Annotated in this window: 15 protein-coding genes; 8 read left to right on the top strand and 7 right to left on the bottom strand. The window is 60.4% G+C overall.

Translation table 11 applies throughout. The features are described from left to right. Positions 1–142 precede the first annotated feature (142 nt). Positions 143–2554, bottom strand: a complete 2412-nt coding sequence (locus tag PSH90_RS21160; protein ID WP_305381478.1) for a glucose/quinate/shikimate family membrane-bound PQQ-dependent dehydrogenase — start codon at positions 2552–2554, stop codon at positions 143–145. A 217-nt stretch (positions 2555–2771) separates the two neighbouring features. Continuing rightward, complete coding sequence (locus PSH90_RS21155; protein WP_056790107.1) at positions 2772–4133, bottom strand: carbohydrate porin; 1362 nt, start codon at positions 4131–4133, stop codon at positions 2772–2774. A gap of 298 nt (positions 4134–4431) precedes the next feature. Between PSH90_RS21155 and PSH90_RS21150 the strand changes: the two genes are divergently transcribed. Together PSH90_RS21150 and PSH90_RS21145 are read left to right on the top strand one after the other, a co-directional pair. Continuing rightward, positions 4432–4662: a VF530 family DNA-binding protein gene (locus PSH90_RS21150; protein WP_016773359.1), complete on the top strand. Its 231-nt coding sequence runs from the start codon at positions 4432–4434 to the stop codon at positions 4660–4662. Between the two features lies 1 nt (position 4663). Continuing rightward, positions 4664–5302, top strand: coding sequence for a Pr6Pr family membrane protein (locus PSH90_RS21145; RefSeq protein ID WP_095181724.1), 639 nt, complete (start codon positions 4664–4666; stop codon positions 5300–5302). A gap of 121 nt (positions 5303–5423) precedes the next feature. On the opposite strand, the gene PSH90_RS21140 is transcribed toward PSH90_RS21145, so the two are convergent. Together PSH90_RS21140 and PSH90_RS21135 are read right to left on the bottom strand one after the other, a co-directional pair. After that, positions 5424–6209, bottom strand: a complete 786-nt coding sequence (locus PSH90_RS21140) for a siderophore-interacting protein (protein ID WP_056790103.1) — start codon at positions 6207–6209, stop codon at positions 5424–5426. Next, entirely contained in the window at positions 6206–6781 is a 576-nt protein-coding gene (locus PSH90_RS21135; RefSeq protein WP_016773362.1) for a PadR family transcriptional regulator, read from the bottom strand. Before PSH90_RS21135 ends, PSH90_RS21140 begins: the two co-directional genes overlap by 4 nt. A 494-nt stretch (positions 6782–7275) precedes the next feature. Between PSH90_RS21135 and PSH90_RS21130 the strand changes: the two genes are divergently transcribed. The 5 genes from PSH90_RS21130 to PSH90_RS21110 all read left to right on the top strand — a co-directional run bounded on the left by PSH90_RS21130 (position 7276) and on the right by PSH90_RS21110 (position 12959). Next, positions 7276–7764 (top strand): CS1 type fimbrial major subunit, encoded by a 489-nt coding sequence (locus tag PSH90_RS21130; RefSeq protein ID WP_041479903.1) that lies wholly within the window; start codon positions 7276–7278, stop codon positions 7762–7764. Between the two features lie 113 nt (positions 7765–7877). Continuing rightward, positions 7878–10400, top strand: coding sequence for a TcfC E-set like domain-containing protein (locus tag PSH90_RS21125; RefSeq protein ID WP_305381477.1), 2523 nt, complete (start codon positions 7878–7880; stop codon positions 10398–10400). A gap of 4 nt (positions 10401–10404) precedes the next feature. After that, entirely contained in the window at positions 10405–11622 is a 1218-nt protein-coding gene (locus PSH90_RS21120) for a hypothetical protein (RefSeq protein WP_305381476.1), read from the top strand. 44 nt (positions 11623–11666) lie between these two features. Then, positions 11667–12410, top strand: a complete 744-nt coding sequence (locus PSH90_RS21115) for a molecular chaperone (RefSeq protein WP_150638601.1) — start codon at positions 11667–11669, stop codon at positions 12408–12410. Positions 12411–12443: 33 nt separating this feature from the next. Further along, a complete protein-coding gene (locus PSH90_RS21110) occupies positions 12444–12959 on the top strand; it encodes a fimbrial assembly protein (RefSeq protein WP_305381475.1) in 516 nt (171 codons plus the stop codon). Positions 12960–13050: 91 nt separating this feature from the next. On the opposite strand, the gene PSH90_RS21105 is transcribed toward PSH90_RS21110, so the two are convergent. The 3 genes from PSH90_RS21105 to PSH90_RS21095 form a co-directional block, all read right to left on the bottom strand. Continuing rightward, on the bottom strand, positions 13051–18042 hold the full coding sequence (locus tag PSH90_RS21105; RefSeq protein WP_305381473.1) for a dermonecrotic toxin domain-containing protein: 4992 nt from the start codon (positions 18040–18042) through the stop codon (positions 13051–13053). Positions 18043–18228: 186 nt separating this feature from the next. Further along, positions 18229–21348 carry a transglycosylase domain-containing protein gene (locus tag PSH90_RS21100; RefSeq protein WP_305381472.1) on the bottom strand — a complete coding sequence of 1040 codons (3120 nt, stop codon included), beginning with the start codon at positions 21346–21348 and terminating at the stop codon, positions 18229–18231. A gap of 1032 nt (positions 21349–22380) precedes the next feature. Continuing rightward, on the bottom strand, positions 22381–22839 hold the full coding sequence (locus tag PSH90_RS21095; protein WP_056790088.1) for a transposase: 459 nt from the start codon (positions 22837–22839) through the stop codon (positions 22381–22383). A gap of 474 nt (positions 22840–23313) precedes the next feature. Here PSH90_RS21095 and PSH90_RS21090 point away from each other — a divergent pair, with 474 nt between their 5' ends. Further along, complete coding sequence (locus tag PSH90_RS21090) at positions 23314–24735, top strand: amino acid permease (protein ID WP_056790085.1); 1422 nt, start codon at positions 23314–23316, stop codon at positions 24733–24735. Positions 24736–24797: the final 62 nt, after the last annotated feature.

The raw sequence follows: 24797 nt of genomic DNA, 5'->3' as shown, positions 1-24797 counted from the left end.
CACCGAATTGCCCAAGGCGAAGTGGACAGACTTCATTGATGCCATACACCTTGGTGCGAATGGAGCATGTTGGGCACGCCTCCATGCAAAAAGGCGCCACCCCTCACCAGGGTGGCGCCTTCTTTTTTACCGCCGCTACCGCTTATTCCGGCAGTTTGTACGCAATGATGTAGTCACCCATCTTGGTGCCCAGCGAGCCGTGACCGCCAACAACGAGCAGCACGTATTGCTTGCCGTCCTTGCCGGTGTAGGTCATCGGAGTCGCTTGGCCGCCTGCTGGCAGGCGCGATTTCCACAGTTCTTTACCGGTATTCACGTTATAAGCACGCAGGTACTGGTCAAGGGTGCCGCTGAGGAAGCCGACGCCGCCGGCGGTGACCATCGAACCGCCCATGCTCGGTACGCCGAGGGTGAAGCCGATCGGGATTGGCGAGCTGTCGCGGCTGGTGCCGTTCTTGCGTTTCCACACGACTTTGCCGGTGGTCAGGTCGATACCGGCGACGTAGCCCCAGGCCGGGGCCTGGCACGGTACGCCCAGTGGCGACATGAACGGGTGCATGATCACCGCGTATGGCGCACCAGTGTTTGGCTGCACGCCCGAGGTTTCGCTCTCGCGCTTGCTGCCGGCTTCGACTTGCTCGCGTGGCACCATTTTCGAGACGAAGGCCATGTAGTTCGGGCTGGTGAACAGCAGTTGGCGAACCGGGTCGACCGAGACGCCGCCCCAGTTGAACACGCCGACGTTACCCGGATAGATCAGGCTGCCCTGTTCCGATGGCGGGGTGTACTGACCTTCGTAACGCAGTTCCTTGAACTGGATGCGGCACAGCATTTGGTCGAACGGGCTGGCGCCCCACATGGCTTTTTCGGTCAGTTCCGGGGCCAGCAGGTTGAGGTCCGAACGGGCCTGGGTCGGTGCGGTGTGGTCGCCTTTCACGGCGCCCTGCGGAACCGGGATTTCCTTGATCGGAATGATCGGCGTGCCGTCACGACGGTCGAGGACGTACAGGCTGCCCTGTTTGGTCGGGGCGATCAGCGCAGGTTTCACGCCGTCAGCGGTTTTCATGTCGAGCAGGGTTGGCTGGCTGCCCACGTCCATGTCCCACAGGTCGTGGTGGGTGAACTGGTAGTTCCAGCGCACTTTACCGGTAGCCAGGTCCAACGCGACGAGGCCGGCGCTGAATTTCTCGGCGCCGGGGGTGCGATTGCCGCCCCATTGGTCAGGGGTCTGGTTGCCCAGTGGCAGGTAGACCATGCCGAGTTTTTCATCGACGCTGGCCAGCGACCACATGTTCGCCGAGTTGCGGCTGTAGGTTTCGCCCGGGGCCAATGGCTCGGTGGCGTCCGGCTTGTCGCTGTCCCAGTTCCATACCAGGTGCCCATCGCGCACGTCGAAGGCGCGGATCACGCCCGATGGCTCGTTGGTCGACTCGTTGTCGGTGACGTGACCGCCCATGATCACCAGATCACGGGTAATCGCTGCTGGCGAGGTGGAGTAGTAGCCGCCGGCGGTGAACGGGCCGATGCCTTGGGTCAGGTCGACCACGCCGTTGGTGCCGAAGCCTTCGCAGATCTTGCCGGTGTCGGCGTTCAGTGCGATCAGGCGGGCATCGGCGGTTGGCAGGTACAGGCGACGCGGGCAGGCCTGAGCAACGGCCTGGCCGGCTTCAGAGATGACAGCGGAACCGGCATTTTCAGACTTGGCATAGGCGGCTTCGTCGTAGTACGACACGCCACGGCAGGTCATGTGGGCGAAGCCCTTGAAGCCGACCGGGCTCTTGATCTGTGGATCGAAGCGCCAGATTTCCTTGCCGGTGTCCGGGTCCAGTGCCAGCACTTTGCTGTGCGCGGTGCAGGCGTAGACCATGCCGTTGGCTTTGAGCGGGGTGTTTTCGTTGGTCAGCTCGACCGGGTCATCCGCAGTTGGCAGGTCGCCGGTCTGGATGCGCCAGGCTTCTTGCAGCTTGCCGACGTTTTCCGGGGTGATCTGCTTGAGCGGCGAGTAGCGGTCACCGAACTCGGTGCGACCGTACGCCTGCCAGTCGCCATCCGGCATGGCCGGTGCGGTGCTGGTCATGTCCGCGCTGTCGCGGCCCAGTTCACCGAAGGTTTCGCCCGGGTGGGTGAAGAGGCTGGCCAGGGCGGTAACGCCGGCCAGGATCACCGCCACGGTCAGACCGCCAGTGCCGATTTTCGCCGGGCCGTTGAGCAGCAGCGGACGACGGAACCACGGCAGCAGCATCACGAAACCGAGGACAAACCACAGCGCCAGACGCGGCACCAGTTGCCACCAGTCCAGACCGACTTCCCACAATGCCCATACCGTGCTGGCAAACAGCACGATGGCGTACAGGCCCAGTGCCGCGCGGCGGCGCATCAGCAGCAGAATGCCGCTCAGCGCGATGCCGATACCGGCCAGCAGATAGTAAAGCGAGCCGCCGAGCATGCTCAGCTTGACTCCCCCGGCCAGCATGGCCAGGCCCATCAGTAGAAGCAGGATGCCGAGCAGGCCCGGTAGCAGACGGCCCCGACTCGAAGCACTTTCGGTGCTCATAGTGTGATTCTCCGTGACGTTTATGTAGTCCCGCGCTGTAGTCACTTTAGATGACGATTTGGCGCAGGCATGGTTCAGATAAAAACTTGTTCGGCTAACGAAATGCATTCCTGTGGGAGCGAGCCTGCTCGCGAAAGCGGTGTATCAGGCAACACTGCAGCGACTGACAGGCCGCATTCGCGAGCAGGCTCGCTCCCACAGGGGCTAACTGTGATCTTTAGAACGACGACTGGATCTTGATCCCGCCGATCAGGGCGTCGTCGACGTCGTTCACGCCACCGGGGTGGCGGATGTATTGCAGGTTGGGGCGCACGGTCAGCCAGTTGGTCACGTGCACGCCGTAATACAGCTCGGCGCTGTATTCGGTGTCCTGCGGTGGCAGGAACGCCGGATTGTCGTAGTCGTAGACGGCGTTGGCGCGGTTGCTCGCCTCGGCGTTCTTGCGATAGGCCGGGTTGACGTGCACACGAGCCAGGGCGAAACCGATGTCGTCCTTGGCGCGGGCATCGAACGGGCCTTTGTAGGTCAGGCCGGCCTGCACGTAGTTGTCGATGGCATTGGTTTTCTTGTCATGCATCGTCGCGTTGGCGAACAGACTCAAACCACGGGAGTGGTCGCTGGCGATACTGGTGACCTGCTGCTGAATGCCCAGCCATACGCCGTGCTTGCTCGAGGCACTGCGATAGGCTTCGCCGCTCAGCGCTGCCGGTTGGTCATTGCGGTCTTTATAGACGTCAGAGGCCTTGGCATTGCTGTAGTAATAACCGGCGCGGTATTCGCCCGGCAGACCGTTGAGCTTCGGCGTCCACACCAGTTCGACCGGCAGGATCGCGCCTTGCGTGCCGCTGCCGCTGAGTTTGAAGCCGTTGCCGCGATCGAGGTTCGACGGGTTCTGCTCGTAGGCGCCGACCTGCGCATACAGCTCGGGCGTCAGGTGATATTTGACCCGCAGCGCCCATTGGCTGACCGGCCAGTTGTACCAGATGCCGCCGACCCAGTTGCCGACCTGCGAGCCGCAGAAGGCCAGGTTCTGGAAGTCGCAAGGGAAGCTGTTGAAGTCTTCGCCTTCGCCGAAACGGCCGACCTTGATATCGAGCTTCTGATCGAAGAATTTCTGCTGATACCACATCTGCGTCAGGCGAGTGGTCTGGCCACGACCCCAGACTTCCTGGGCGGAAGTGAATCCGCCAACGCGCGGGTCGTTGATGCGGTCGTTGCTGATGTTGTTGCCACTGCGCTTGGTGATGGTCAGCTGAAATTCAGCGTCGTTCCAACCGAGGATCTTTTGCAGATCCAGATGGGTGCCGAGGCCGAACTGGTCGCTGTAGCGGGCAGTGCGGTCGTGGTCATAGCCGCCGTGCAGGTTGCTGCCCATTTCGCCGGTGTAATCGAGTTTGAAGTCGTAGCCTTTTTCCGCGAGTTCTGTGCGCGTGCCGTTCCAGTCACCGAGCATATACGGTGATTCACTGTCGAAGGCCGGCGCCGCGTGGGCGCAAGTGGCAAGGCCGAGGGCGGTGCAGCCGCCAAGGGTGCGCAGGGCAGAGATAGCGCTGTCTCGGGAGAAGGAAAAGTCAGGCATGAAGAAGTCTTTTTTTGATGTTTTCAGGTGCAGGCCGAACGCTTCAGATTGTCGCAGGCAGTGAAGCGTTTCAGCGGAAGGGCGGCAGGATAATGATCTGTAACAAATTGAGAAAGCGCTTTTGCAGACATGCAGCATTTCGGATTTGGTAACAGTGCGGCAAACGGGCGCATTGTGAGTCGGGCCACAGCCTGCGATCTTCCCGGGTTGGCCTACATTTGCAGGAAGGCCTTCCACCTGCTCTGCCCCTCGGCTAAGGTGCGCGGCTTCTGCATATCACTTCGCCCAAAGGCCCGGCATGAACGAACAATCCCCCGATCCGCTGCACGGCGTGACCCTTGAACAGATCCTCAATGCACTCGTGACTCACTACGAGTGGTCGGGGCTGGCCGAGCGTATCGACATCCGTTGCTTCAAAAGCGATCCGAGCATCAAGTCGAGCCTGACCTTCCTGCGTAAAACCCCGTGGGCGCGGGAAAAGGTCGAACGCCTGTACGTGAAACTGATGCGCACCAAGCGACCGCTCTGAGATGGACAGCGCGAGGCGCCGACGCCTGATCACCGGCCTGGCCGTGTTGGGCTGGGCCGGATTGACGATTCAGCTGTACCTGATCTTCTTCGCACGATTGAGCATCGGCGCCAGCCTGCTGGGCGGGCTGGTGAGTTTCTTCAGCTACTTCACCATATTGACCAACACCTTGGTGGCGACGGTGTTGACCTGCGCGGTCACCGAGCGCGAATCCGCCGCACGGCGCTGGTTTCTGCAACCGTGGGTCAGCAGTGGAATCGCGGTGAGTATCGCCGTCGTCGGTCTGGCCTACAGCATTCTGTTACGGCATTTGTGGCACCCCGAAGGCTGGCAGTTTGTTGCCGATGAGTTGCTCCACGACGTCATGCCATTGCTGTTTCTCGGCTATTGGTGGCGCTGCGTCCCCAAAGGCACGTTGCGCCTGTGGCATCTGCCGCTGTGGCTGATCTATCCGCTGGTGTACTTCATCTATGCCTTGCTGCGCGGGCATCTGCTCGGCGCTTATGCGTACCCGTTCATTGATGTGGCGGTGTTGGGTTATCCACAGGTGCTGGCGAATGCCGGGGGGATATTGGTGGGGTTTGTGTTGGTGGGGGTGCTGATTATCGGCCTCGACCGCAAATTGTCCGCACGAAGTTGAGATCCAGTGTGGGAGCGAGCCTGCTCGCGAATGCGGTGCGTCAGCCAGCAAATCTTTCGACTGTGCCGATGCCTTCGCGAGCAGGCTCGCTCCCACAAGGGTGATATGGGTCAGGAAGAGATCACTCTTCCTCAGAGCCCTCGGCGCGCCAGTAGCCGACCGCCTTGATGAACTGTTCATCGAGCCCATGCTCATCGATCAGGACCCGGCGGATCTGCCGTGAGACCTTGGTTTCGGTCGCCACCCATGCGTACAGATTGCCCTTGGGCACCTGCAATTGCTTGACGGTAGCCAGCAGGTTGTCCTTGCCGCCTTCGCGCAGGACCCAGATCACATTGAACGGCGCTGCGCTTTCCAGCACTTGCTGCTCAGCGCCGTTTTCCACTTCGATCACCACCAGCGCCTTGCGATTCGCCGCGAGGTGTTCGAGGCGGCGGGCGATGGCGGGGAGGGCGGTTTCGTCGCCGATCAGCAGATAGCTGTCGAAGATGTCCGGCACGATCATCGACCCGCGTGGCCCGCCGATGTGCAGGAACTGCCCCGGTTGTGCCTGCTCGGCCCATGTCGAGGCGGGGCCGTCGCCGTGCAGGACGAAATCGATGTCCAGCTCCATTTTTTCCAGGTCGTAACGACGTGGGGTGTAGTCGCGCATCTCGGGCATCGGCCCGTTGTCCTTGCCGGCGCCCAGTTGCATCGTCTCCAGCGCCGCCGCTTGTTCGGCGTTCTGCGGGAACAGCAGTTTGACGTGATCGTCCGTGCCCAGGCTGATGAACCCGGCCAGTTCCGGCCCGCCGAGGGTGATGCGGCGCATGCGTGGGGTCAGGTCGGTGACGCGCAGCACTTCAAGCTTGCGCCGTTTGATTTCGTGCATCACGCGGTGAATGGTTTGAGTATCGACTGCAGTCATTCGGCTTTCTCCGTGGCAGGTTGAACGGCAGGGCCGTCGACGATGGCTTTGGCGGTGTCGTTGAGCAGGTCGCGCACGCGCAGGATTTCCTCGGCGCTCCAGCGCCCGTGGTGCAGCTGCAAGGCATGGCGCAGGTTGTGCACCGCTTCGTGGATTTCCGGCGGACGATCATGGCCGCGCAGCGAGCGCTTGCTGACGTCAATGCGCATGCGTACGCCGTCGAGCGCCACCGCTTGTTCACTTAAAGACAAACGACCGGCGTCGGTGACGCTGTAACGCTTTTTGCCGGCCTCGGCATCACCGGCAATCAAATCGCTCTCTTCCAGAAAGGTCAGGGTCGGGTAGATCACCCCGGGGCTCGGGCTGTAAGCGCCATCGAACATGCCTTCGATCTGGCGGATCAGGTCGTAGCCGTGGCAGGGCTGCTCGGCGATCAGCGCCAGCAACAGCAATTTCAAGTCGCCGGGGGCAAAAACGCGCGGGCCGCGACCGCCGCGTTCGCGACCGGGGCGTTTCTCGAAGCCGTCGCGGCCATCGCCGTGCTCGCGATGGGGGGAATGATGGTCTCTCATTTCGCTTCTCTCTCGTCGTATTTAGATACAACTTAAGATATATCTTAAGGGTTGCGCAAGACGTTTTTGGCCTTGTCCTGAGCTTGACGGACGAGTGGTAAAAGCGAAAAAGAGCCGGAAAAAGTTTTTTGATCAATAAAACACAGCGGTGACCTTGAAGTTAAAGTTATCGCTCTAGTTGTACTTGAGTATATGTTCTAATTCCTCGCAAGTTACCGCGTTAAAGCGGCTAAGTTGCTGTATGGTTTTTTGCCTGTAACTGTGTGTAGGGCGCAACTTACAGCGAATGTTGCAAGTATCTGTTTTTTGTTCTTTTTTCTGGCGGGGTGTGAGGTTGTTTAACTACGAGTTTGTCGGAAGTTGCCTGCTTACATTCCAGAGGCAACAGCCGATGATGCCCGCCATTGAAGGTTCAAGTTGCTCCGGCGGTCGATGAGCAAATGGTTTGTGAACTTTCAATGACACCCCTATATAAAGCAAACAGGTACTGAACGATGTTCAAGAAAATCGCAATCGCTGCTCCACTGGCTCTTCTGGCAATGTCCTCCACTGCCTTCGCTGCGGGCGAAGCGTCGCACTCCATTAGCCTGATCGCTCATGTGCCAACCAACGGTTTCTATGTGGTGCCGACTGATCCGGATCTGGTCAACAAAGACCAGGACATGAGCTATCAGCCGACCACCGGCAAGATGGCCGACGTCAACGGTTTCTTCGATGTGCGCAATAACAACGGTTCGGTTCACGCCAGCCTGGAAAGCCTGCCGAAACTGGTTGCCGGCAATACCTCGATCGACCTGCAGGTCATGCTCAACAACAAGGAACTGACCCTGACCCCGCAAATGGTCGTCGGTGAATCCGAGTCGGATGTGAACTACCGCGCCCCGCTGAAAATCTCCGCCAAAGGCAGCAACTTCCAGCCGGGTGACTACACCGGTTCCGTGGCGATGATCTTCGACGCCGTGCCACCGGTTGGCGGCAACTGATCGACTGATCAGGTCCAAAACGCTCGCTTTTCAGCAGTGGCGTCAACCGACGGGGCAGGCAGTGATGTTTGCCCCGACGGACTTTCATTGTCAGTCAATCAGAGTACGAGTTCATGTTCCCGATGACACCCATCGCGGCTGCGCTTGCGCTGTTGTTTTGTGCCAGCGCAGCCGTCGCATCCAACGCCGCCGGTACGACGCCACGCAGTTTGCTGGCGCAGGCCAAAGGCTTGCCAGCGGATTTCGAGGAGCATTTCTTTGATGTGCCTCTGGCGGTGCGGGTCGAAGTCGACCAACAGCCGTTGGGTGAGGCCATGGTGGTGTTGTCCCGCGATGATCGCATCACCCTTCTCGAATTCACCGACACCAGCGAAAACCGCTTCGGCCCCGCTGAACGGGAAAAATGGGCAAGCTACCTCAAACCCGGCGTGCCATTAGGTGCGTGCAGCGGTTCCTGCCCCGACCAGTTTCTCGCGGTGCATTACAACCTGGAAAGTTCGCTGGTATCGATCGTCACCGAAAACGCCGAACGCGACCTTCAAGCCAAGCGTTATTACGAGCAACCGAGCGGCGGTAGCAGCGGCCTGATGGTGCGCAACCAGCTCAACCTGAACGGTGGCCAGGATCAGGACCTCGGCGGACGCTTCGGCCTGGAAGCCAGTTCAAGCCTGGGCAACTGGAGCCAGACGCTGAATCTGCAATTGGCCCGGCTTGGTGGCCCCGACGACAAGCTCTACCACGCCGTGCACGAGCTGCACACCCAGCGCGAACTGCAAGGTAGCTTCTTGCGCCTGGGCTATTTCACCCCCAATTCCGAAGGGCTGACGCGCCAGCCGCGCACGTTTGGCACCAGCCCCGATACGGCGGTCGGCCTCATGTACGGCAGCTCCGACAGCCTCGCGATCAACAGCCCGATGCCCAGCGTTTACCCGATCTACGTGACAGCCAACCGGCAGGGTTCGGTGGAGATCTGGCGCGACGGTCTGTTGATCAATACCCAATCGGTGCCGGCCGGTTTGCAGACCCTCGACACCCGGCCGCTGCCCGGCGGTATTTATGAAGTGGAAGTGCGCCTGATCGAAGACGGCCAGATCACCTCCACCACCCAGGAGTTGGTGTACAAGCCCAGCAACTGGCGCAACCTTGACGAACGCTGGCGCTACAACGTGTTTGCCGGTGAAGAAAGCAAACTGCTGAGCAACTGGGACACGCAATCGAGCGGCAGTCCCACCGCCGGTGCGGCGGTCAATTACCTGCTGCACCCACGGGTGATTGTCGGCGCGTCGGCGCGGCAGATCCGCGAAAAACTGCAATACGGTACTTCCATCGACTGGACCCTGGCCAACCACGTCAGCCTGTATGCCAATGTCTACAAGACCGAGGATTACGGCACCGGTCTGGACCTGCAAAGCCTTTACAACTATGGCGCGGGCAGTCTGGTGATCAGCCACAACCGCAGCTGGCTCGACACCACCAACACCTACGACACGCTGCCGGACGGCACGCGCGTTCGTCCACGTAACGTGTTCGTCGGCCAGACCAGCAATTCGTCACTGGCGCTCAACCATCGGCTGAGCAGCAAGAGTTCGGTCAATGCCCGGGTCTCGCACAGCGAAGGCAATGTCGAAGGCGTGGGCGTGGATCTGGGCTGGACCCAGCGCGCCGTATTGCTGGGCAGTGATGCCAGTTGGCGCCTGTCGGTCTTTGATCGCCCGGGCAGTTTCAGCAGTGGCGATGCGCGCAATCGCGGCGTCGATCTGAGCATCAACCTGGCGTTGGGCGCTCCCGGTCAGCAGCTCACCGGCAGCATCGGTTCACGCACGGCCCGCGACGGCAAACGCGACAACAATGCTTCGCTCGGCTGGCGCAAGGATTTCAAGGATCACGTGCTGCAAAGCGTCTCGGTGACGGCGCTTACCGACACTTACGGCCTGGGCATGTCGAGCCTGACCAATTTCCGCACCGACGCGGTAAACGGCGACGCCTTCGTCCAGCGCTCTTCCTACAACGGCAACTTCACCGGCGGGCTCAACCTCGACAGCACACTGGTGGTCGGCGGCGAAAAGATGCTGCTGACCAGCCAGAGCGACGTGCGCGGTGCGGGAATGATCGTCGACGTCGAGTCGGATATCGACAACATCGTCCTGCGCGCCGACGACTACAGCGGCGGCGGTGCGGCGCTGAAGCCGGGGCGCAATTTCATTCCGATCACCGCTTATCAGAACAGCTCGGTGAGCTTCGACTTCGAAGGCAACACCGTACCGGCCGCCACCATCGAACCGGCGCGAACCCGCTATCACCTGAACAAGGGCGGCATCGAGTATCGCAAGGTTCGCGTGATGAAAACCCTCACCGTGCTCGGTCGCCTGGTCGATGCAAGCGGGCGGCCGCTCAAGGGCCACCACGTGATCAACCACGCCAGCCGTGGCGTGACCGAAGTCGACGGTTTCTTCTCGATGGAAATGAACGCCGGTTCACCCACCCTGGAAGTGCGCCAGGGCAACCAGTTGCTGTGTCAGTTCCGCTTGAACGAGGCCGACCACCGCAGCGAAAACGACGTGTTGATGATCGGCGATCTGCGTTGCACCCCAGACACTCTCGCCGACGTCACTACCACCGAAATGAAGGCAGGCTGAGCATATGAAAATCTTCCAGGCAGGCTGCGCGCTGACGCTGGCGTTGGCCATGTCCACCGCCCATGGGTTCAATCAGGAAATCCGTGCGACGTTTCAGCCTGACCCGACGCAGCCAGGCAAGAATCTGTTCGTGAACAAAACCCCCAACACCGGCTACTGCGCAAGCTACCCGGCGCAATGCGCCGACCACAACATTTTCAGCATCGAGATGCCTGTACGGTTCGACTCCACACGCTTCATCTCACGCGGTGAACCGATGCTGGTGAAAGCCCCGGCCGACTGGCGACAATTGACAGTTACCAATATGCAAACGCAGGAAACCGAAACCGTCGAAGTGCGCATCATCGGTATCGGCTCCACGTACATTCTGGGCGATACCGCGACCAACATCACCGGCGTGTCAGACGACGCTCAAGCGCATGACAAATTATGGGACTCCAGCGGTTGGGTGTATGTGCCGGAACCCTGCCGTTACAGCGGTGTGGCGTCCTATGGTCCTGACAGTTATCGCTTCTTCTGGAAGACCCCGGTACAAGCTGGCTGCTCCAAAAACGCCGCTTACCGTCTCCCGTCAATAGCTTTCGACAAGATGGATTTTGCTTATGAATTAAGGACTCCCAATCCGTTGGGCATGTCTACCGGGCAATATACCGGCTCGGTTACTTACACCTTGGGAGGCGGCCGCGATTTTGTTCTGGGCGGCCTCTTGCTGCAGCCCGACGACCCCACGCTGACCCTGGATTTCGTCCTCGACGTGCAACACACCCTCAAGGTCGACCTGCCCCCCGGCGGCACTCGGGTCACGCTCGAGCCCGTGGGTGGCTGGGAGCCATGGATCAACAGTGGACGCAAACCCACGCGGATATTTGCCGACCAGGTCTTCTACATTTCGGCCTCATCGCGTTTCAAGGTCATGATGTTGTGCAATTCCTACGGCGGAAACGTCTGCAACCTGGGTAGCCCGAAGGGCGATACGGCCCCGGTTCAGGTCTCGATGAGTTTGCCGTCGGGCATCAGCGGCCCCGGCGGCGGTCCGGTTAACCGGATTTCCCTGAATTTCAATCGCTGGTCAGCGCCGTTTCAGCCTGGCGTGTATGTCGAGCGCAAGCCTGGCTATCTGCATTTTGATATGGCATCGAAAGACATCGACTTCCTGCTCAGGCCGGGCAAGAACGACCGTTTGCGCGGCAACGTCACCATTATCTGGGATTCGGAAGTATGAGCGTCCTGGTCCGCTTTCACTCAACGTTCATGGAGTTCAACACGATGAACCGTGGTCTTTTGCTGGGCCTGCTCAGCGTTTTTTGCCTGACGGCGCAGGCCGGGCCGCAGATCAATGTCGGCACCGTTTACGACTATCTGGAAGCCGACAAGAGCACCTATCTCAAACGGGTTTTCAACAGCGGCGACGCCACCGCATTCGTCAAGATCAATGTGCTCGAAATCGTTTACGACGACGCCGGCACGCCCAAGGAAATTGCTGTCGAGAACGCCGCCGATGGCGCCTCGCGCAACGGCCTGATGGCCAGCCCGGCGCGGCTGATCGTCCCGGCGCAAGGCATGCAGGGCACACGCTTGCTGTACATGGGCGAACGGGATCGAGAACGCTATTTCCGCGTGCGCTTCGTGCCCGTGGTGCCGGAAAAGGAAGACGATTTTGTCGTCACCGGTGAAGAGCGGGAGGATTACAAAAAGTCGTTGTCGGCCGGCGTCAACGTCATGACCGGGTTCGGCACGATCTTCTTTGTCCGCCCAAGAGACGCGCGTTACGCCACGGCGATCAACGAAACCGAGAGTCGCTACGAACTGCGCAACAACGGCAATACCGTGGTGATCGTCGATGAGTTCAAGAGCTGTTCGCTCAGCAAGGAAAGCGATTGCGGGGCGACCACCAAACACCATGTGCTGGCGGGCAAATCCTTTGCCTTCAACAAGGAAAAGGGCCGTGAGTACCGCTTCTTTCTGATCGAAGGCAGCGACAAGAAAACCATGAAAGTCGCCAGCCGCTAGGCCGGTTTTCCATTCACGCATCAGGTAGCCAACATGATCAAGCAATGCACCGCCGCCCTGCTGGCGGTCGCCGCCACGTTGACCGCGGCTGTGACGTGGGCCGCCCGGGAGGAGCACACCTTCGAAGTGTCGCTGACCATTCCCAGCCGACCCTTTTACATCGTCCCGGCACAACCGGACTGGATTCACCGTCCGCAGGTGCTGGCCTGGCAACACGCCACGGACAGCCTGGGCAATCTGGAAAAATCTTTCGACATGCGGCATGACAGCAGCGCCATCGAGGCGCGTCTGGCCACCGAGCCATTCCTTGATACCGGCACAACGGGTGAAGTGATTGAGCTGCGGGTGACGTTCCATGACGTCGTGCTGAGTTCGCACATCATTCCGCAACAAGTGCTTTCGGAAGAAGAGGCGGCTGTCGGTAAACGTGTGCTGCTGAAAATCGAACCCATCAAACCGCCGGGTGGCTACCGCCCCGGTCATTACAGCGGCAACGTCGTGCTGTTGTTCAGCGCCAGCGCGCCAAACGGCAATGACGCTGATGCCTGAATGTCTTACGCGGTGGGTATCGCAAGCACGACCAGGGTCCGTCGGCAGATTCGGCCAGCCTGAAACGCTCGCCGAATGCCGTGTGATGGTTTCAGAGTCCGGCCCTGTCGAGGGCTTCGCGACTCAAGGCGCGGGATAGCTCGTTGCGCTCGTAGCTGATTTTGTCGGCCAGCTTCCTGTACTCCCGGTCGCTGCTGAACACCTGGCTGTCGAGCTGACGGAATTTTTCTTCGTACAGGCGCAGGTTCTCCTGATAACGGTCAGGATAGGTATTGCGCAGGTAATCCTCCCAGAAAGGATCGGTATAGAGATCGATCATGCCGTTGACCAGGCCATCCCCCTGTTCGCGCTGGATGATTCTCTGGTAAGCCGCGTTGAGCTTTTCCTCGCTTACCCCGGCCCGAGGCTGCACAGGCATGCCCTCCGCTTGCCAGGGCAAATCCAGACGCTCGCCCAGGCCCGCTTCGAACGCCCGATGAATCTGGATTTCGTCCGGCGCCGGCAGGCGCGGATCGATCAGGTGTTGCTGCTGCTGACGACTGACCTCCATGGCGGCCTCATCGCTGACCCGATCAAGGCGAGCCGCGCTGCGCGCCAGACGCACGAGTCTGTCTTCCAGCTGCGAGGCCGATGCCGTTTCGTTGTAGGCCTTGGATACCAGGACTTTGAGCCCCAGTGAATTGAACAGCTGCTGGCCCAGATCAGCGCAGTCCTGTGCAGACACGTTCTGCTCGAAGAGCTTTTTGCGCAGATGTTCGTCGAGCGCCGCCGCATCGACCATGTCCCAGACCCGTGCGGTCAAATTCCGCCGCCCCGCGTCAGTCCCGTAATCGGCGGATTCGCGTTGCTTGCGGATCACGCTGAAAAAGCCGGCGGAATCAGGCTCGGCCATCAGGTCATGCCAGGACTGCTCGCGGTATCGGCTGAAGGCTGCCGAAGGGTGGGACGGATCCGCATTGGCGGGCATCAACTTCCAGTAATCAAGCTCATCGGCGGCGGCGGATGAATAACCGGGCACGACGCTCAACCCTACCGACTGGCGATACTCGCCAAGACGCCGCAACTGGTCACTGTCGAATTCGGCAACACTGATCCGTGCGCGAGCCAGCAGGCGCGCCTGATCGCTACCGGGTTCGACCCGGGGCAGGGTGTCCAGCGGATTGTCTCGCATGTCCAGGTAGAAGCCTTTCGGGCGCTGCCGTATCAGTCCATCGACTTCAAGCCATCCTGCCGGCCAATCGCGAATGCGCGTATTGACCAGGTTCAGTTCGACCAGTTGCTCCATGCGCCCGATATCCGGCGGCACACGCAGGTTGTTGCCATTGAGATTCAGGCTGTGCAGGCGGGTGAGATTGCTCAGGCGCGTGCTTGAGTCATAGGTCAGTTCAATGCTGTTGTGCGACAGGTCCAGCGTCTGCAATTGATGCATTTTCCCTAGGGCAGCCGGCACCTCCTTGAAACCGCAGCGCTGGGCGCTCAATTGCCGCAGATTCGGGAAACTCGCCAGCAGGCTGTCCGGCGTGGTTGAAAGCGCAATGTTGGCGATGTTCAGTCCGGTAATCCGGTCGAAGTATTGCTGCATCCCGGGACGCCGTCGCAAGTCGCGCCACCATGACTCAAGGTTCGGTAGCGGCAGTTCGGCTGAAAGGTCCAGCGTATAGCCGTGTTCCGGATGGGGATTGCGTGCGCCGGGCCGTTCGTTCTCGCGTTTGAAGCACTTCCTCAACTGCTGCTCGATGTACAAGCCGCCCTCGCGGACGAAATCCGTTGGCAGCGCGATCAGTTCCCCGTTGTCTTCAATGACGGGGGTGTAACTGCTGCGCCAGCTGTCGAGGGCGTTGTCGAGCACTTCGCGTTCGCGCTCAAGGTCGGCGATGGCGCGTTCGCTGTTGCCCTTTTTTTCCAGCGTCATGAGGAAACCTGCGACCTCTCTGTCGTTGAGTTTCGGGTACAACTGTCTGAGCCGCTGTTCCGGGGTTTTTGCCGCCCAGGGCCAGCCGCGTAGAAGAATCTCCGTCTCGCGGGGGGCGACCGTTCGGATCGGCGGTTGCGCCAGAGCAATACGGCGTTCGGCTGGCGGGGCGCACTGTTTCATGATCCACAGTTTCAAGGCGCGGCCCTGACCGCGCTGATAACCGGTACTCGCCAGCGTTTCGAGCGGTACGGCGCGCAGGATGGCTTCGTGGAAATCGCTACTGTCATGCAGCAACTGACCCTTGGCGTCGCGCACTTCATAACGGCCTTCGCCACGCCTCAGCAGCTGCCTTACAGTACTGGCGTCCTGCGGCCCGACACTGCAGCGCAACGGACCGTGCGGGCTGCCGTCGAACACTTCGATGCGCAGGTCGGCAAAGGTGTCGGTGTGGATTTTCAGCGTATTGAGCGCCAGGCGTTCGGTCTGTTCAGTCATCAGATCGTCCCGGTAAAAACCGTCGTAAGCGCGACTGGCCGACGCCTCGAAATCCAGCTCCCGGGCCTGATTCTTCAGGCGTAGCGGCAAGTGCTGTTCGTCGCTGATGCGTTGCCGTTCGGCGACGCGAGCCTGGCTCAGAACCGTCTCGGCCAAGGGCAACGGCAGGTCCGGAAACGACTGTCTGATCACGGCAATGTCGGCGTGGCCGTTGCGCTGCCCGGCCTGGTACAGATGGCGGGCGACGGCGCTGCGCTGCTCATTGAGCGCGTCGGCCAGTTGACCGCGCAGGACCTCGACCCGTTGCTCGGCAGTGACCATCGGGCCGAGCAGATGATTGAACTCATCGTCGCGCAGGAACCCGGCGACCCGCTCGGGCAAGTGTCCGGCGTTGAGATCAGCCTGGCTGATGCGCAACGTGTCGGCTTCGGACGCCAGCGGGTTGCCGTATTTATGCGAGTAGCCGGTCAGGTCCTGACGCGCGAAAACCTCCAGCGCGCGTCGCGGCGGCCAGCCCGGCAGGCTGGTCAGCATCGGCTCCAGCCATACCGCATCGGCATCGATCGGTTTGCCGTTACGCAGGTTCTGCGCAGCCTCGATGACATCCTCGTATGCACTGACGCGCCTGACCGTGTCGGCCAGCAGCGGCGGTGGCGGGCTGTTGTCGCTGTGCATGCGACGCAGTTCATCGTGGCTGGTGCCGCTGCTGCGCCGGATGTCCTCCAGTTGCGCAGGCGTAAAGCGCTCGACGCTGTGGCCCAGGCGAGGCATCAGCCGGGCGTCGGGCCAGTCGCCTGGCGATTCTGCTTCATGCAGCCAGGCGCCGTGACCGTTGTGTTCGATCCTTGGCTGGTAGGCATTTTCTCGATTCGGATGTTTGATCCGGTGAGTTTTGCTGGTGGCATCGGCGGAGGCTTTTTCCACCACGTAGAGCTTGCCTTCCAGCGGCAGGACGCTGGCGCTGGCATGTTGATGCAGGCCGTGACGATCGGGCTTCGATTGCGCTGCCAGGCTCAGCTCGTCACGTGCATAGGGGCTGAGGTCGCGATGCCACAGGCTTGGTTTGCCGTCGGGCAATTTGACCTGTTGCATGGCATCGACCTGCGGTGAAAGTTTTATCCGCAACGTTTCGCCAATCTGCGCGCCGGCGCCGAACGCCGCCAGTTGAATGACATCGGTCACCACACTGATGACATGTCCGGCAGCTTCCTCCCAGACGCCTTCGGCCAGATCGACGATGCCTTCAATTACATCGCTGGTCAGTTGATAGGCGGTATAGGCCATCATCACCTCGCCCAGACCAGGCACAAAGGGCGTGGCAATCAGCAGGGCGACGTTGAAGATGTCCGAGACGATCCGCTTGAAGTTGTCCCACCATGCCCAGCGTGCGTTGCTATCGGCATCGGCGGTCGAGACAGCGATTTGCCGCGCATCATTGATGACCTTGTTGAGTTTCTGCTGATAGACGTGCCGCCAGTAATCGCCCTGCAACGGCAAGCGCGTGAACTGCAACCTGGGCTTTTCCACCGGGTCCTTGCGCCACACCGGGCGCTGGTCGGTGCTCTGCTCGCGTTCGTGATGGCGGACGACGAACAACCGCTGTTCGAGTTCGGCAAAAAAATGCCCACGTTGCTGCTGATCGACGAACTGGCTGAAGAATTGCCGGTACGTATGCCCGGTCGAGGCGCTCAGGCGGTCCTCGCGCAACTGGCGGGTCAGTTCGTCACGAAACGCCGCCAGCGACTCGTACTCCTTGAGTGGATGATCCGGATCGTGCGGCACGTAGACGATCAGGCGTCGAACCCCACGACTGTCGGGGTGGCCGTGCATCAGCAACAGAATGCCGGTCAGGCGGGTACCGAGCATGGACAGGTCATTGCAGCGAATCGAACGGTTGTTGAGACGCAAGCGCGGGTTTTCCTCTGTGCTGAAGCTGAGCACCATCCTGAAGGTGTCGTACTGGATCTCTGCCTTGAGCAAGGCGATGTGCGCCGCGACGGCGAGGGCGTCTTTGAGGCTGGTGCCGATCTTGTATTGCAGAAGGCTCTCGGCCAGCGCTTCGCCGGGCAGCAAGTAGCCCTGCAAGTGCCTGGCATATTGCCCGCCCAGGTCGAGGTCGCGACACAGTTTCTGGAACTGGCTGATGGGCATTTGGTTTTTGAGCGGCAAGACGTCGAAGTGGCCGCGCGCATCAGGCTGGCTGATGTAGTCCGAGCCTGCGCCGACTGTCTCGTTGGCGGCAAAGTTGTGCAGAGCGGCATCGAGCAGTGAGACCGTACGGGTCGTCGAACCGTCGACCACGTCGATTGCATACCAGGGACTGCTGGCGGGGATATACAGGCGCAGCCAGGTCTTCCTGACGTCCGGCTCGATGCCATGGCATTGCTTGATCCTTGCTTTGAGCAGCGGCTCGGCGAAGGCGTACAGGTCGGTTCTGGCCAGCAGATGATCGACCTTGTTCTGCGAGTCCCAGGCCTTGAGATTGGCGGCGGCGAGTCGGCTCGCATACGTACCGGGTGCGCTGTACCAGGGTTCGCGCTTCAGTGGCGTGGCGGCGAGTGCCAGGCTGCGGCTGAGCGTTGCAGTTTTGAACGGCGCGCTGACAGCCGATTCGATGAACGCGTAATGCCGGCCTTTGTCGGCGGCAGCGGCAGGCTGAGGGAAGTCAGACATGGCCAATCATCCTTGATTGTTTGAGGAATGATCAGCGTACCGGCGGCAGGGCAAAACAAAAGTTCAAAGATCGGGAGCCAAACGTGTGATCGGCTCAGCGATGCGACAAGAATTCGAATCGGAACAATGCACGAATACCACCTTTTGCGCAGATGGCCTTCGGCGCGACGTGCAGGCCACGTTCGGTCAGTGCAGCGTCGATGCCACCACGGGCGCCTGTGGCGGTTGGCACTGTGAGTCGCTGCCCGGTTGCAGATACGGCGTGAGAATCGGCGCCATGCCTTTGAGTACCTGCGTAGGCAGGGCCGAGGTGAACTTGAAGTTCTCCGCCGAGCGCCCCGGGACGAACGCGGTGAGGGTGCCGAAATGGTGGTCGCCGATGTAGAACACAAAGGTCGCCGTGCGGTTGATCGACTTCGAACTGATGATCCGCCCGCCAGACCCGATCGCCGCAATGCGGTTGTCGCCGGTGCCGGTCTTGCCGCCCATGGCCAGCGGTGTGCCGTCGGGCAGTTTGAAACTGCCGGACAGCCGTTTGGCGGTACCGGCGTCGACCACTTGCGACAGCGCCTCGCGCATGGCTCGGGCCACTTCCACCGGCATCACCCGTTTGCCCACGTGCGGGTCGTTGATCAGCCTGGTTTCATACGGCGTATCGGCAGCAAAGTGCAGGCTGTCGATGCGCAGCGTCGGCATGCGCACGCCGTCATTGAGAATGGTGCCGATCAGCTCGGCGAGCGCGGCGGGACGGTCGCCGGAACTGCCGATGGCCGTGGCCAGTGACGGCACCAGGTGATCGAACGGGTAGCCGACTTTCTGCCAGCGCTGATGAATGTCGAGGAACGCTTCGATCTCGAGCATGGTGCGAATACGACTGTCTCGCGCACCCTTGTGCCGGCTCTTGAACAGCCAGCTGTAAACTTCCTGGCGCTCGAAATGGCTGGCCTTGACGATCTCGCTGAAGGTCGCTTCCGGGTGATGCAGCAGGTAACCCATCATCCACAGGTCCAGCGGATGCACCTTGGCGATGAAGCCTTGGTCAGGCAAATCGTAACTGCCGGGGCCATAGGAATCGTAGAGGCGGATCAGACGGTCGTCGGTGAGTTTTTCGTTGAGCTTGGTGCCCTTGAGGTGCGAGCGCACGAAACGGTTGAAGTCTTCCTGACTGGCCTCCGGCAGCAGGTAGCGATGCACCGCCGCCATGCGGATCGGCGTCGGGCGGATGCTGTCGAGGAAGGTTTCCAGGCGCGCCTGGGTGTCCTTGTTCTTGTACTTTTTCCAGAATTTGAGCAGGAACGAGGTGCCTTCGCGGTCGGCGAAACTGGCCAGGTATTCCTGACGGCGCGGGTCGCGATCATCCTTGAGCAATTCGCCGTTGGGGCCTGAGTAGGTGGTGTAGCGGACGATGTCGCGCATCAGGCGAATGAACGGCAGGTTGATCGACTCGCGCAGCGAATCGCGCAGGGTCGGCAGGCGACCGTTGTCCTCTTTGCGGAAGTTGTTGAATCTGTGCAGCCCACCGCCGGTAAAAAACGCCTCGCCGGGGCTGGCCGAGTATTTGCGATCCAGCGCGGCGCCGAGCAGCTTCGACAGGTCGTGATCCTTGTTCTGGATCAGGTAGTCGATGACCCAGCGGCTGAGGCGGTCCTGATCGGGCACTTCGACTTTTTTCAATTCTGCCACGCCCATCGCGCCGTATTTGTCGTGCAGCTCGGCGACGATTTGCAAGTACGTGGTCAGCACACGCATTTTCGCCGTCGAGCCGAGTTCAAGCTTGCTGCCTTCGTTGATGTCGAACGGCTGATCAGTGCTGTCGGTCTGCACGCGCACCCGCGAGCCGTCCGGGGTCAGTTCAAACAGGGTGAAGCTGTAACGCACTTGCGTGGTGCTGGTCGGCGTCAGCAAGCGTTCGCCGAGCAGACCGATTTCCGCGGCATAGGCCGGGTCGGCAAGTTTCTTCAGATAAGCCGTGGCCTGCGTTTGCAGGTCGCCCTGCAGGGTGCTGGTGGCCGACAGGTCGAGGCGATCGAGGTCGTACAGCGGGCGATTGAGCATGCTCGCCAAGCGGCTGCGGGCAACACTGATGCCCTTGTTGGTTTCAATCGGCTGCATCGTTGGCTGGGTCTGCCAGTCGCGATACGACACGGTGCTCGCCAGCGCAGCGTCAGCGAGGGCGCTGTCGATCACGCCGTTCTGCTTGAGCAGGCGCAGGTGGCTGTCGGTGAGGCTGGCCAATTCGTCGCGACCCTTGGTCAGGTAATGCGAAGGGCGGCGCTGGGCGATCATCAGCGAGAGCATTTCACGCAAGGCCAGGCCTTTGGCGGCCATGGTCTGCGGGTCAGTCTTCGGGCTGTTCAGTTGCTCGTTGGCCTTGTTGAAATCACTGCCGTACCAGACCCGCAAACCTTCGGCCATGCCGTGCACTTCACCGTGGCCGGGCACCGCCGAGAGCGGCACGCTGTTGAGGTAGTCGCGCACGATGTTCTGCCGCGAACCGAGAGTCTGCGGGCCATCCTGATAGGCGCGCACGCTGGCGGAAATCATCTGGCGGATCTTCTCCGCGCCCGACACGGTGAGGCCGTCGGGCGAGTGGCGATACTTCTCCAGTTGCGTTGCCAGGGTGCTGCCGCCGGCCGATTGCCCGGGCAGGTGCAGCAACTTCGCCACTTGCGACCACGCGGCCATGCCGAAACGCGGCCAGTCCACCGCCGGGTTGGCCAGCGGCTGTTTCGGGTCGAGGAGAAAGCGGTTTTCGATGAACAGCAGGCTGCTGACCACCACCGGCGGAATCGCCGCGAAGTCGGCATACAGTTGCTGCGGATAGTTGTATCGATACAGCGGCGCGCCTCGGCAGTCGGTGATCGACAACCCCGCCTGGATCTTTTCCGAATACGGCACGAACAGGCCTTTGTCGGTGTAACCGAGCAGGGCGGGGGAGAAGCGCGTCTGCTCGGTGATCACGTAATTGCGCTTGAGCAGGCGCGGGAGGAATTCGTCCAGAGAGCTGTAACCCAGGCGCAGATCGAAAGGGCCGTTGCCCGGATAACGAATCGCTTCGCTGGGACCGGGTTCCAGTTTGTAGGTCAGCGAAGCGGCGTACTGGCTCAGCTCCCGCGCCTGAAAGCGCGAAGTGCGCATTTCCTTGGACGCGGCGAGTCCCACCACCACCGCAATGATCAAAAACAGCAACCAGAAAGCCTTCCACCCGTGCCGCTGACGACGGGGTTTTTCAGGGACAGGCGCTTCATTCACACGTTCAGTCTGAACCACGGTTTTACTCGAATCGGTTTGCCACAAAGCGCCCATAGTCGACTGATCCATTCACGCAGATTGATCGGACTTGTCTGAAGCTTAGACGGTGGTTGGAGCCGGTGAAGAAAATGTGCAGAGCGGAGGAGACGGCTTGTCTGAATAACTGGAACACACACTGTGGCGAGGGGATTTATCCCCGTTGGGCTGCGAAGCAGCCCCAAAACCTGCCAGCACGGTTTTTACAGGCACACGGCATGTGAGCAAGTTGCGCCTGCTACGCAGCCGAGCGGGGATAAATCCCCTCGCCACAAAAAGGCTGTTCACATGCCGGGATGTTGTCAGTGTGAGGGATTCAGGCGGCTAGCCGATTTATCAGTCATGCGGGGATTCCCTGTGGCGAGGGGATTCATCCCCGTTGGGCTGCAAAGCAGCCCCAAAACCTGCCAGCACGGTTTCTACAGGCGCACCGCATGTGAGCAAGTTGCGACTGCTGCGCAGCCGAGCGGGGATAAATCCCCTCGCCACAAAGAGGCTGTTCACATGCCGGGATGTTGTCAGTGTGAGGGATTCAGGCGGCTAGCCGATTTATCAGTCATGCGGGGACTCCCTGTGGCGAGGGGATTCATCCCCGTTGGGCTGCAAAGCAGCCCCAAAACCTGCCACCACGGTTTCTACAGGCACACCGCATGTGAGCCAGTTGCGCCTGCTACGCAGCCGAGCGGGGATAAATCCCCTCGCCACAAAGAGGCTGTTCACATGCCGGATGTTGTCAGTGTGAGGGATTCAGGCGGCTAGCCGATTTATCAGTCATGCGGGGACTCCCTGTGGCGAGGGGATTTATCCCCGCTGGGCCGCGAAGCAGCCCCAAAACCTGCCAGCACGGTTTCTACAGGCACACCGAGTCTGAGGAAGTTGCGACTGCTGCGCAGCCGAGCGGGGATAAATCCCCTCGCCACAAGGATGCTGTTCACATCCTCATGATGTGTCTGTGCGAGCAGTGGATTCCTTGGCCACAGCGATGCTGTCACATCCCGGGAGGTTGTCTGTGTGAGGAATGAATTCACTTACTCCAGAGAGCTGTTGCGCTCAGAGCCAGCAGGTATCCCAAAGCGGGTAATCACCGAGGTTATCGACCAGCCCGGCTCGCAAGGGATTATTGATGATATAGCGGGCGATGGGCTCCAGGTCCTCGCCGTCACGGATCGCTCGGTCATGGTAGCCGGTTTGCCACAGCGGTCCGTGACGTCCGGTTTTTCTGTTAACCGCATGCGTACAGCGAGCCTTTACACCGCCAATGACTTCACCAAGTGAGCCGCGTTGCAATTGCATCAGCCAATGAAAGTGGTCAGGCATGACAACCCAGGCGATGGACTGCGCGACTCCTTGCTCATGAGCCCGGCGCAGTTCTGCAACCAGTAATCGGCCTGTCCGCCAATCTGCAAATACAGGCTGGCGTTCGTGGATGACAGAGGTGATGAAGTAGGCACGACCGTTTTCCGAGAAACGACCTTGGCGCAAACGGTGGGAATTGGGACGAACTGGCATGTGAGCTTCCTTGCATATGCTCCTGACTTTTTCAAAGGTTAGTGGTTGGCCGCCCCGGTCGGCGCTGCAACTGTTGAGCGAAATTTCTGAATCCGCCGGGCGATTTATCCGTGATCAAGCGCGAGGGGAGACATCGCGCGGTGAATCAAATGCACCGGGGCTGGAACATGACGCTGCACCATGTCTGTGCAATACTTCGCGGCTTTTTCAGTGGCGACTTTTCCTACGTAATGCAGTTAATGCCTCTCCGCAGAACCCACTATTGCCGAGAGTTGTCGCTGAATGTTGTGACTTTTAGAGTGAAAAATCCTGCCCTGAGCTTTTTATACTGCACGCCCCGCTGATCTTTCAGGCCTGCCCTGCAAGACGCGTCTGCCCACGAAGCCGACGCGGTTTCCTGCCCAGCCAAGGCCTATCGGCCGATGCTTCGAAACCCGGTGGTCATATCCAATAACAAGACGAGGTTGTACCCCTATGCCAGTTGGCAATCCTCTGCCGCACGGCGACACCGCTTCGGGCGGTCCGCTCAAACGTGAACTCGGCGAACGGCATATCCGCCTGATGGCGCTCGGTGCCTGTATCGGCGTCGGTCTGTTTCTCGGTTCGGCCAAAGCCATCCAGATGGCCGGGCCGGCGATCATGCTCTCTTACATCCTTGGCGGTCTGGCGATCCTGGTGATCATGCGCGCCCTCGGTGAAATGGCCGTGCATAACCCGGTGGCCGGTTCGTTCAGCCGCTACGCGCAGGATTATCTCGGTCCGCTGGCCGGCTTTCTCACCGGCTGGAACTACTGGTTTCTGTGGCTGGTGACCTGCGTCGCGGAAATCACCGCCGTGGCCGTGTACATGGGCATCTGGTTCCCCGATGTGCCGCGCTGGATCTGGGCCTTGGCAGCGCTGGTCAGCATGGGCTCGATCAACCTGATCGCAGTCAAAGCCTTCGGCGAATTCGAATTCTGGTTCGCCCTGATCAAGATCGTCACCATCATCGCCATGGTCATTGGCGGCGTCGGCATCATCGCCTTCGGTTTCGGTAACGATGGCGTGGCGTTGGGCATTTCCAACCTGTGGGCGCATGGCGGTTTCATGCCCAACGGTGTGACCGGTGTGCTGATGTCGCTGCAGATGGTCATGTTCGCCTATCTCGGCGTCGAGATGATCGGCCTGACTGCCGGTGAGGCGAAGAACCCACAGAAGACCATTCCTGACGCAATCGGCTCGGTGTTCTGGCGGATCCTGCTGTTCTACGTCGGCGCGCTGTTCGTCATCCTGTCGATCTACCCGTGGAATGAAATCGGCACCCAGGGCAGCCCGTTCGTGATGACCTTCGAGCGTCTGGGCATCAAGACCGCCGCCGGCATCATCAATTTCGTGGTGATTACTGCGGCGCTGTCGTCATGCAACGGCGGCATCTTCAGCACCGGGCGCATGCTCTACAGCCTGGCGCAGAACGGTCAGGCCCCGGCGGGCTTCGCCAAGACCTCGAACAACGGTGTGCCACGCCGGGCACTGCTGCTGTCGATCGCGGTGTTGCTGCTGGGCGTAATGCTCAACTATCTGGTACCGGAAAAAGTCTTCGTCTGGGTCACCTCGATCGCCACCTTCGGTGCGATCTGGACCTGGGTGATGATCCTCCTCGCCCAGCTGAAATTCCGCAAAGGCCTGAGCGCCAGCGAACGTGCCGGGCTCAAGTACAAGATGTGGCTGTACCCGGTCAGCTCGTACTTCGCGCTGGCGTTCCTGGTACTGGTGGTCGGCCTGATGGCGTACTTCCCGGATACCCGCGTGGCGCTGTATGTGGGACCGGCGTTTCTTGTGCTGCTGACGGTGTTGTTTTACGTGTTCAAGTTGCAGCCGACGCAAGTGACGCAAGGTTCGGTGCGTTCGGTTTCTTGAACCTTAAGTGCGTAAACAACGAAGCCCTGATCGAGAGATCGGGGCTTTTGGGTTTTATGGGC

This window comes from Pseudomonas sp. FP1762 (genome assembly GCF_030687105.1).
Lineage (GTDB): Bacteria > Pseudomonadota > Gammaproteobacteria > Pseudomonadales > Pseudomonadaceae > Aquipseudomonas > Aquipseudomonas siliginis.
The sequence above is the reverse complement of the archived record's forward strand: the minus strand, read 5'-3'. Positions and strand labels throughout refer to the sequence as shown.

Coding starts and splice junctions, on each gene's coding strand:
- PSH90_RS21095 (WP_056790088.1), bottom strand. CDS start 22,839: ATGCCAGTTCGTCCCAATTCCCACCGTTTGCGCCAAGGTCGTTTCTCG.
- PSH90_RS21140 (WP_056790103.1), bottom strand. CDS start 6,209: ATGACTGCAGTCGATACTCAAACCATTCACCGCGTGATGCACGAAATC.
- PSH90_RS21150 (WP_016773359.1), top strand. CDS start 4,432: ATGAACGAACAATCCCCCGATCCGCTGCACGGCGTGACCCTTGAACAG.
- PSH90_RS21160 (WP_305381478.1), bottom strand. CDS start 2,554: ATGAGCACCGAAAGTGCTTCGAGTCGGGGCCGTCTGCTACCGGGCCTG.
- PSH90_RS21105 (WP_305381473.1), bottom strand. CDS start 18,042: ATGTCTGACTTCCCTCAGCCTGCCGCTGCCGCCGACAAAGGCCGGCAT.
- PSH90_RS21130 (WP_041479903.1), top strand. CDS start 7,276: ATGTTCAAGAAAATCGCAATCGCTGCTCCACTGGCTCTTCTGGCAATG.
- PSH90_RS21100 (WP_305381472.1), bottom strand. CDS start 21,348: ATGGGCGCTTTGTGGCAAACCGATTCGAGTAAAACCGTGGTTCAGACT.
- PSH90_RS21120 (WP_305381476.1), top strand. CDS start 10,405: ATGAAAATCTTCCAGGCAGGCTGCGCGCTGACGCTGGCGTTGGCCATG.
- PSH90_RS21115 (WP_150638601.1), top strand. CDS start 11,667: ATGAACCGTGGTCTTTTGCTGGGCCTGCTCAGCGTTTTTTGCCTGACG.
- PSH90_RS21145 (WP_095181724.1), top strand. CDS start 4,664: ATGGACAGCGCGAGGCGCCGACGCCTGATCACCGGCCTGGCCGTGTTG.
- PSH90_RS21090 (WP_056790085.1), top strand. CDS start 23,314: ATGCCAGTTGGCAATCCTCTGCCGCACGGCGACACCGCTTCGGGCGGT.
- PSH90_RS21110 (WP_305381475.1), top strand. CDS start 12,444: ATGATCAAGCAATGCACCGCCGCCCTGCTGGCGGTCGCCGCCACGTTG.
- PSH90_RS21125 (WP_305381477.1), top strand. CDS start 7,878: ATGTTCCCGATGACACCCATCGCGGCTGCGCTTGCGCTGTTGTTTTGT.
- PSH90_RS21135 (WP_016773362.1), bottom strand. CDS start 6,781: ATGAGAGACCATCATTCCCCCCATCGCGAGCACGGCGATGGCCGCGAC.
- PSH90_RS21155 (WP_056790107.1), bottom strand. CDS start 4,133: ATGCCTGACTTTTCCTTCTCCCGAGACAGCGCTATCTCTGCCCTGCGC.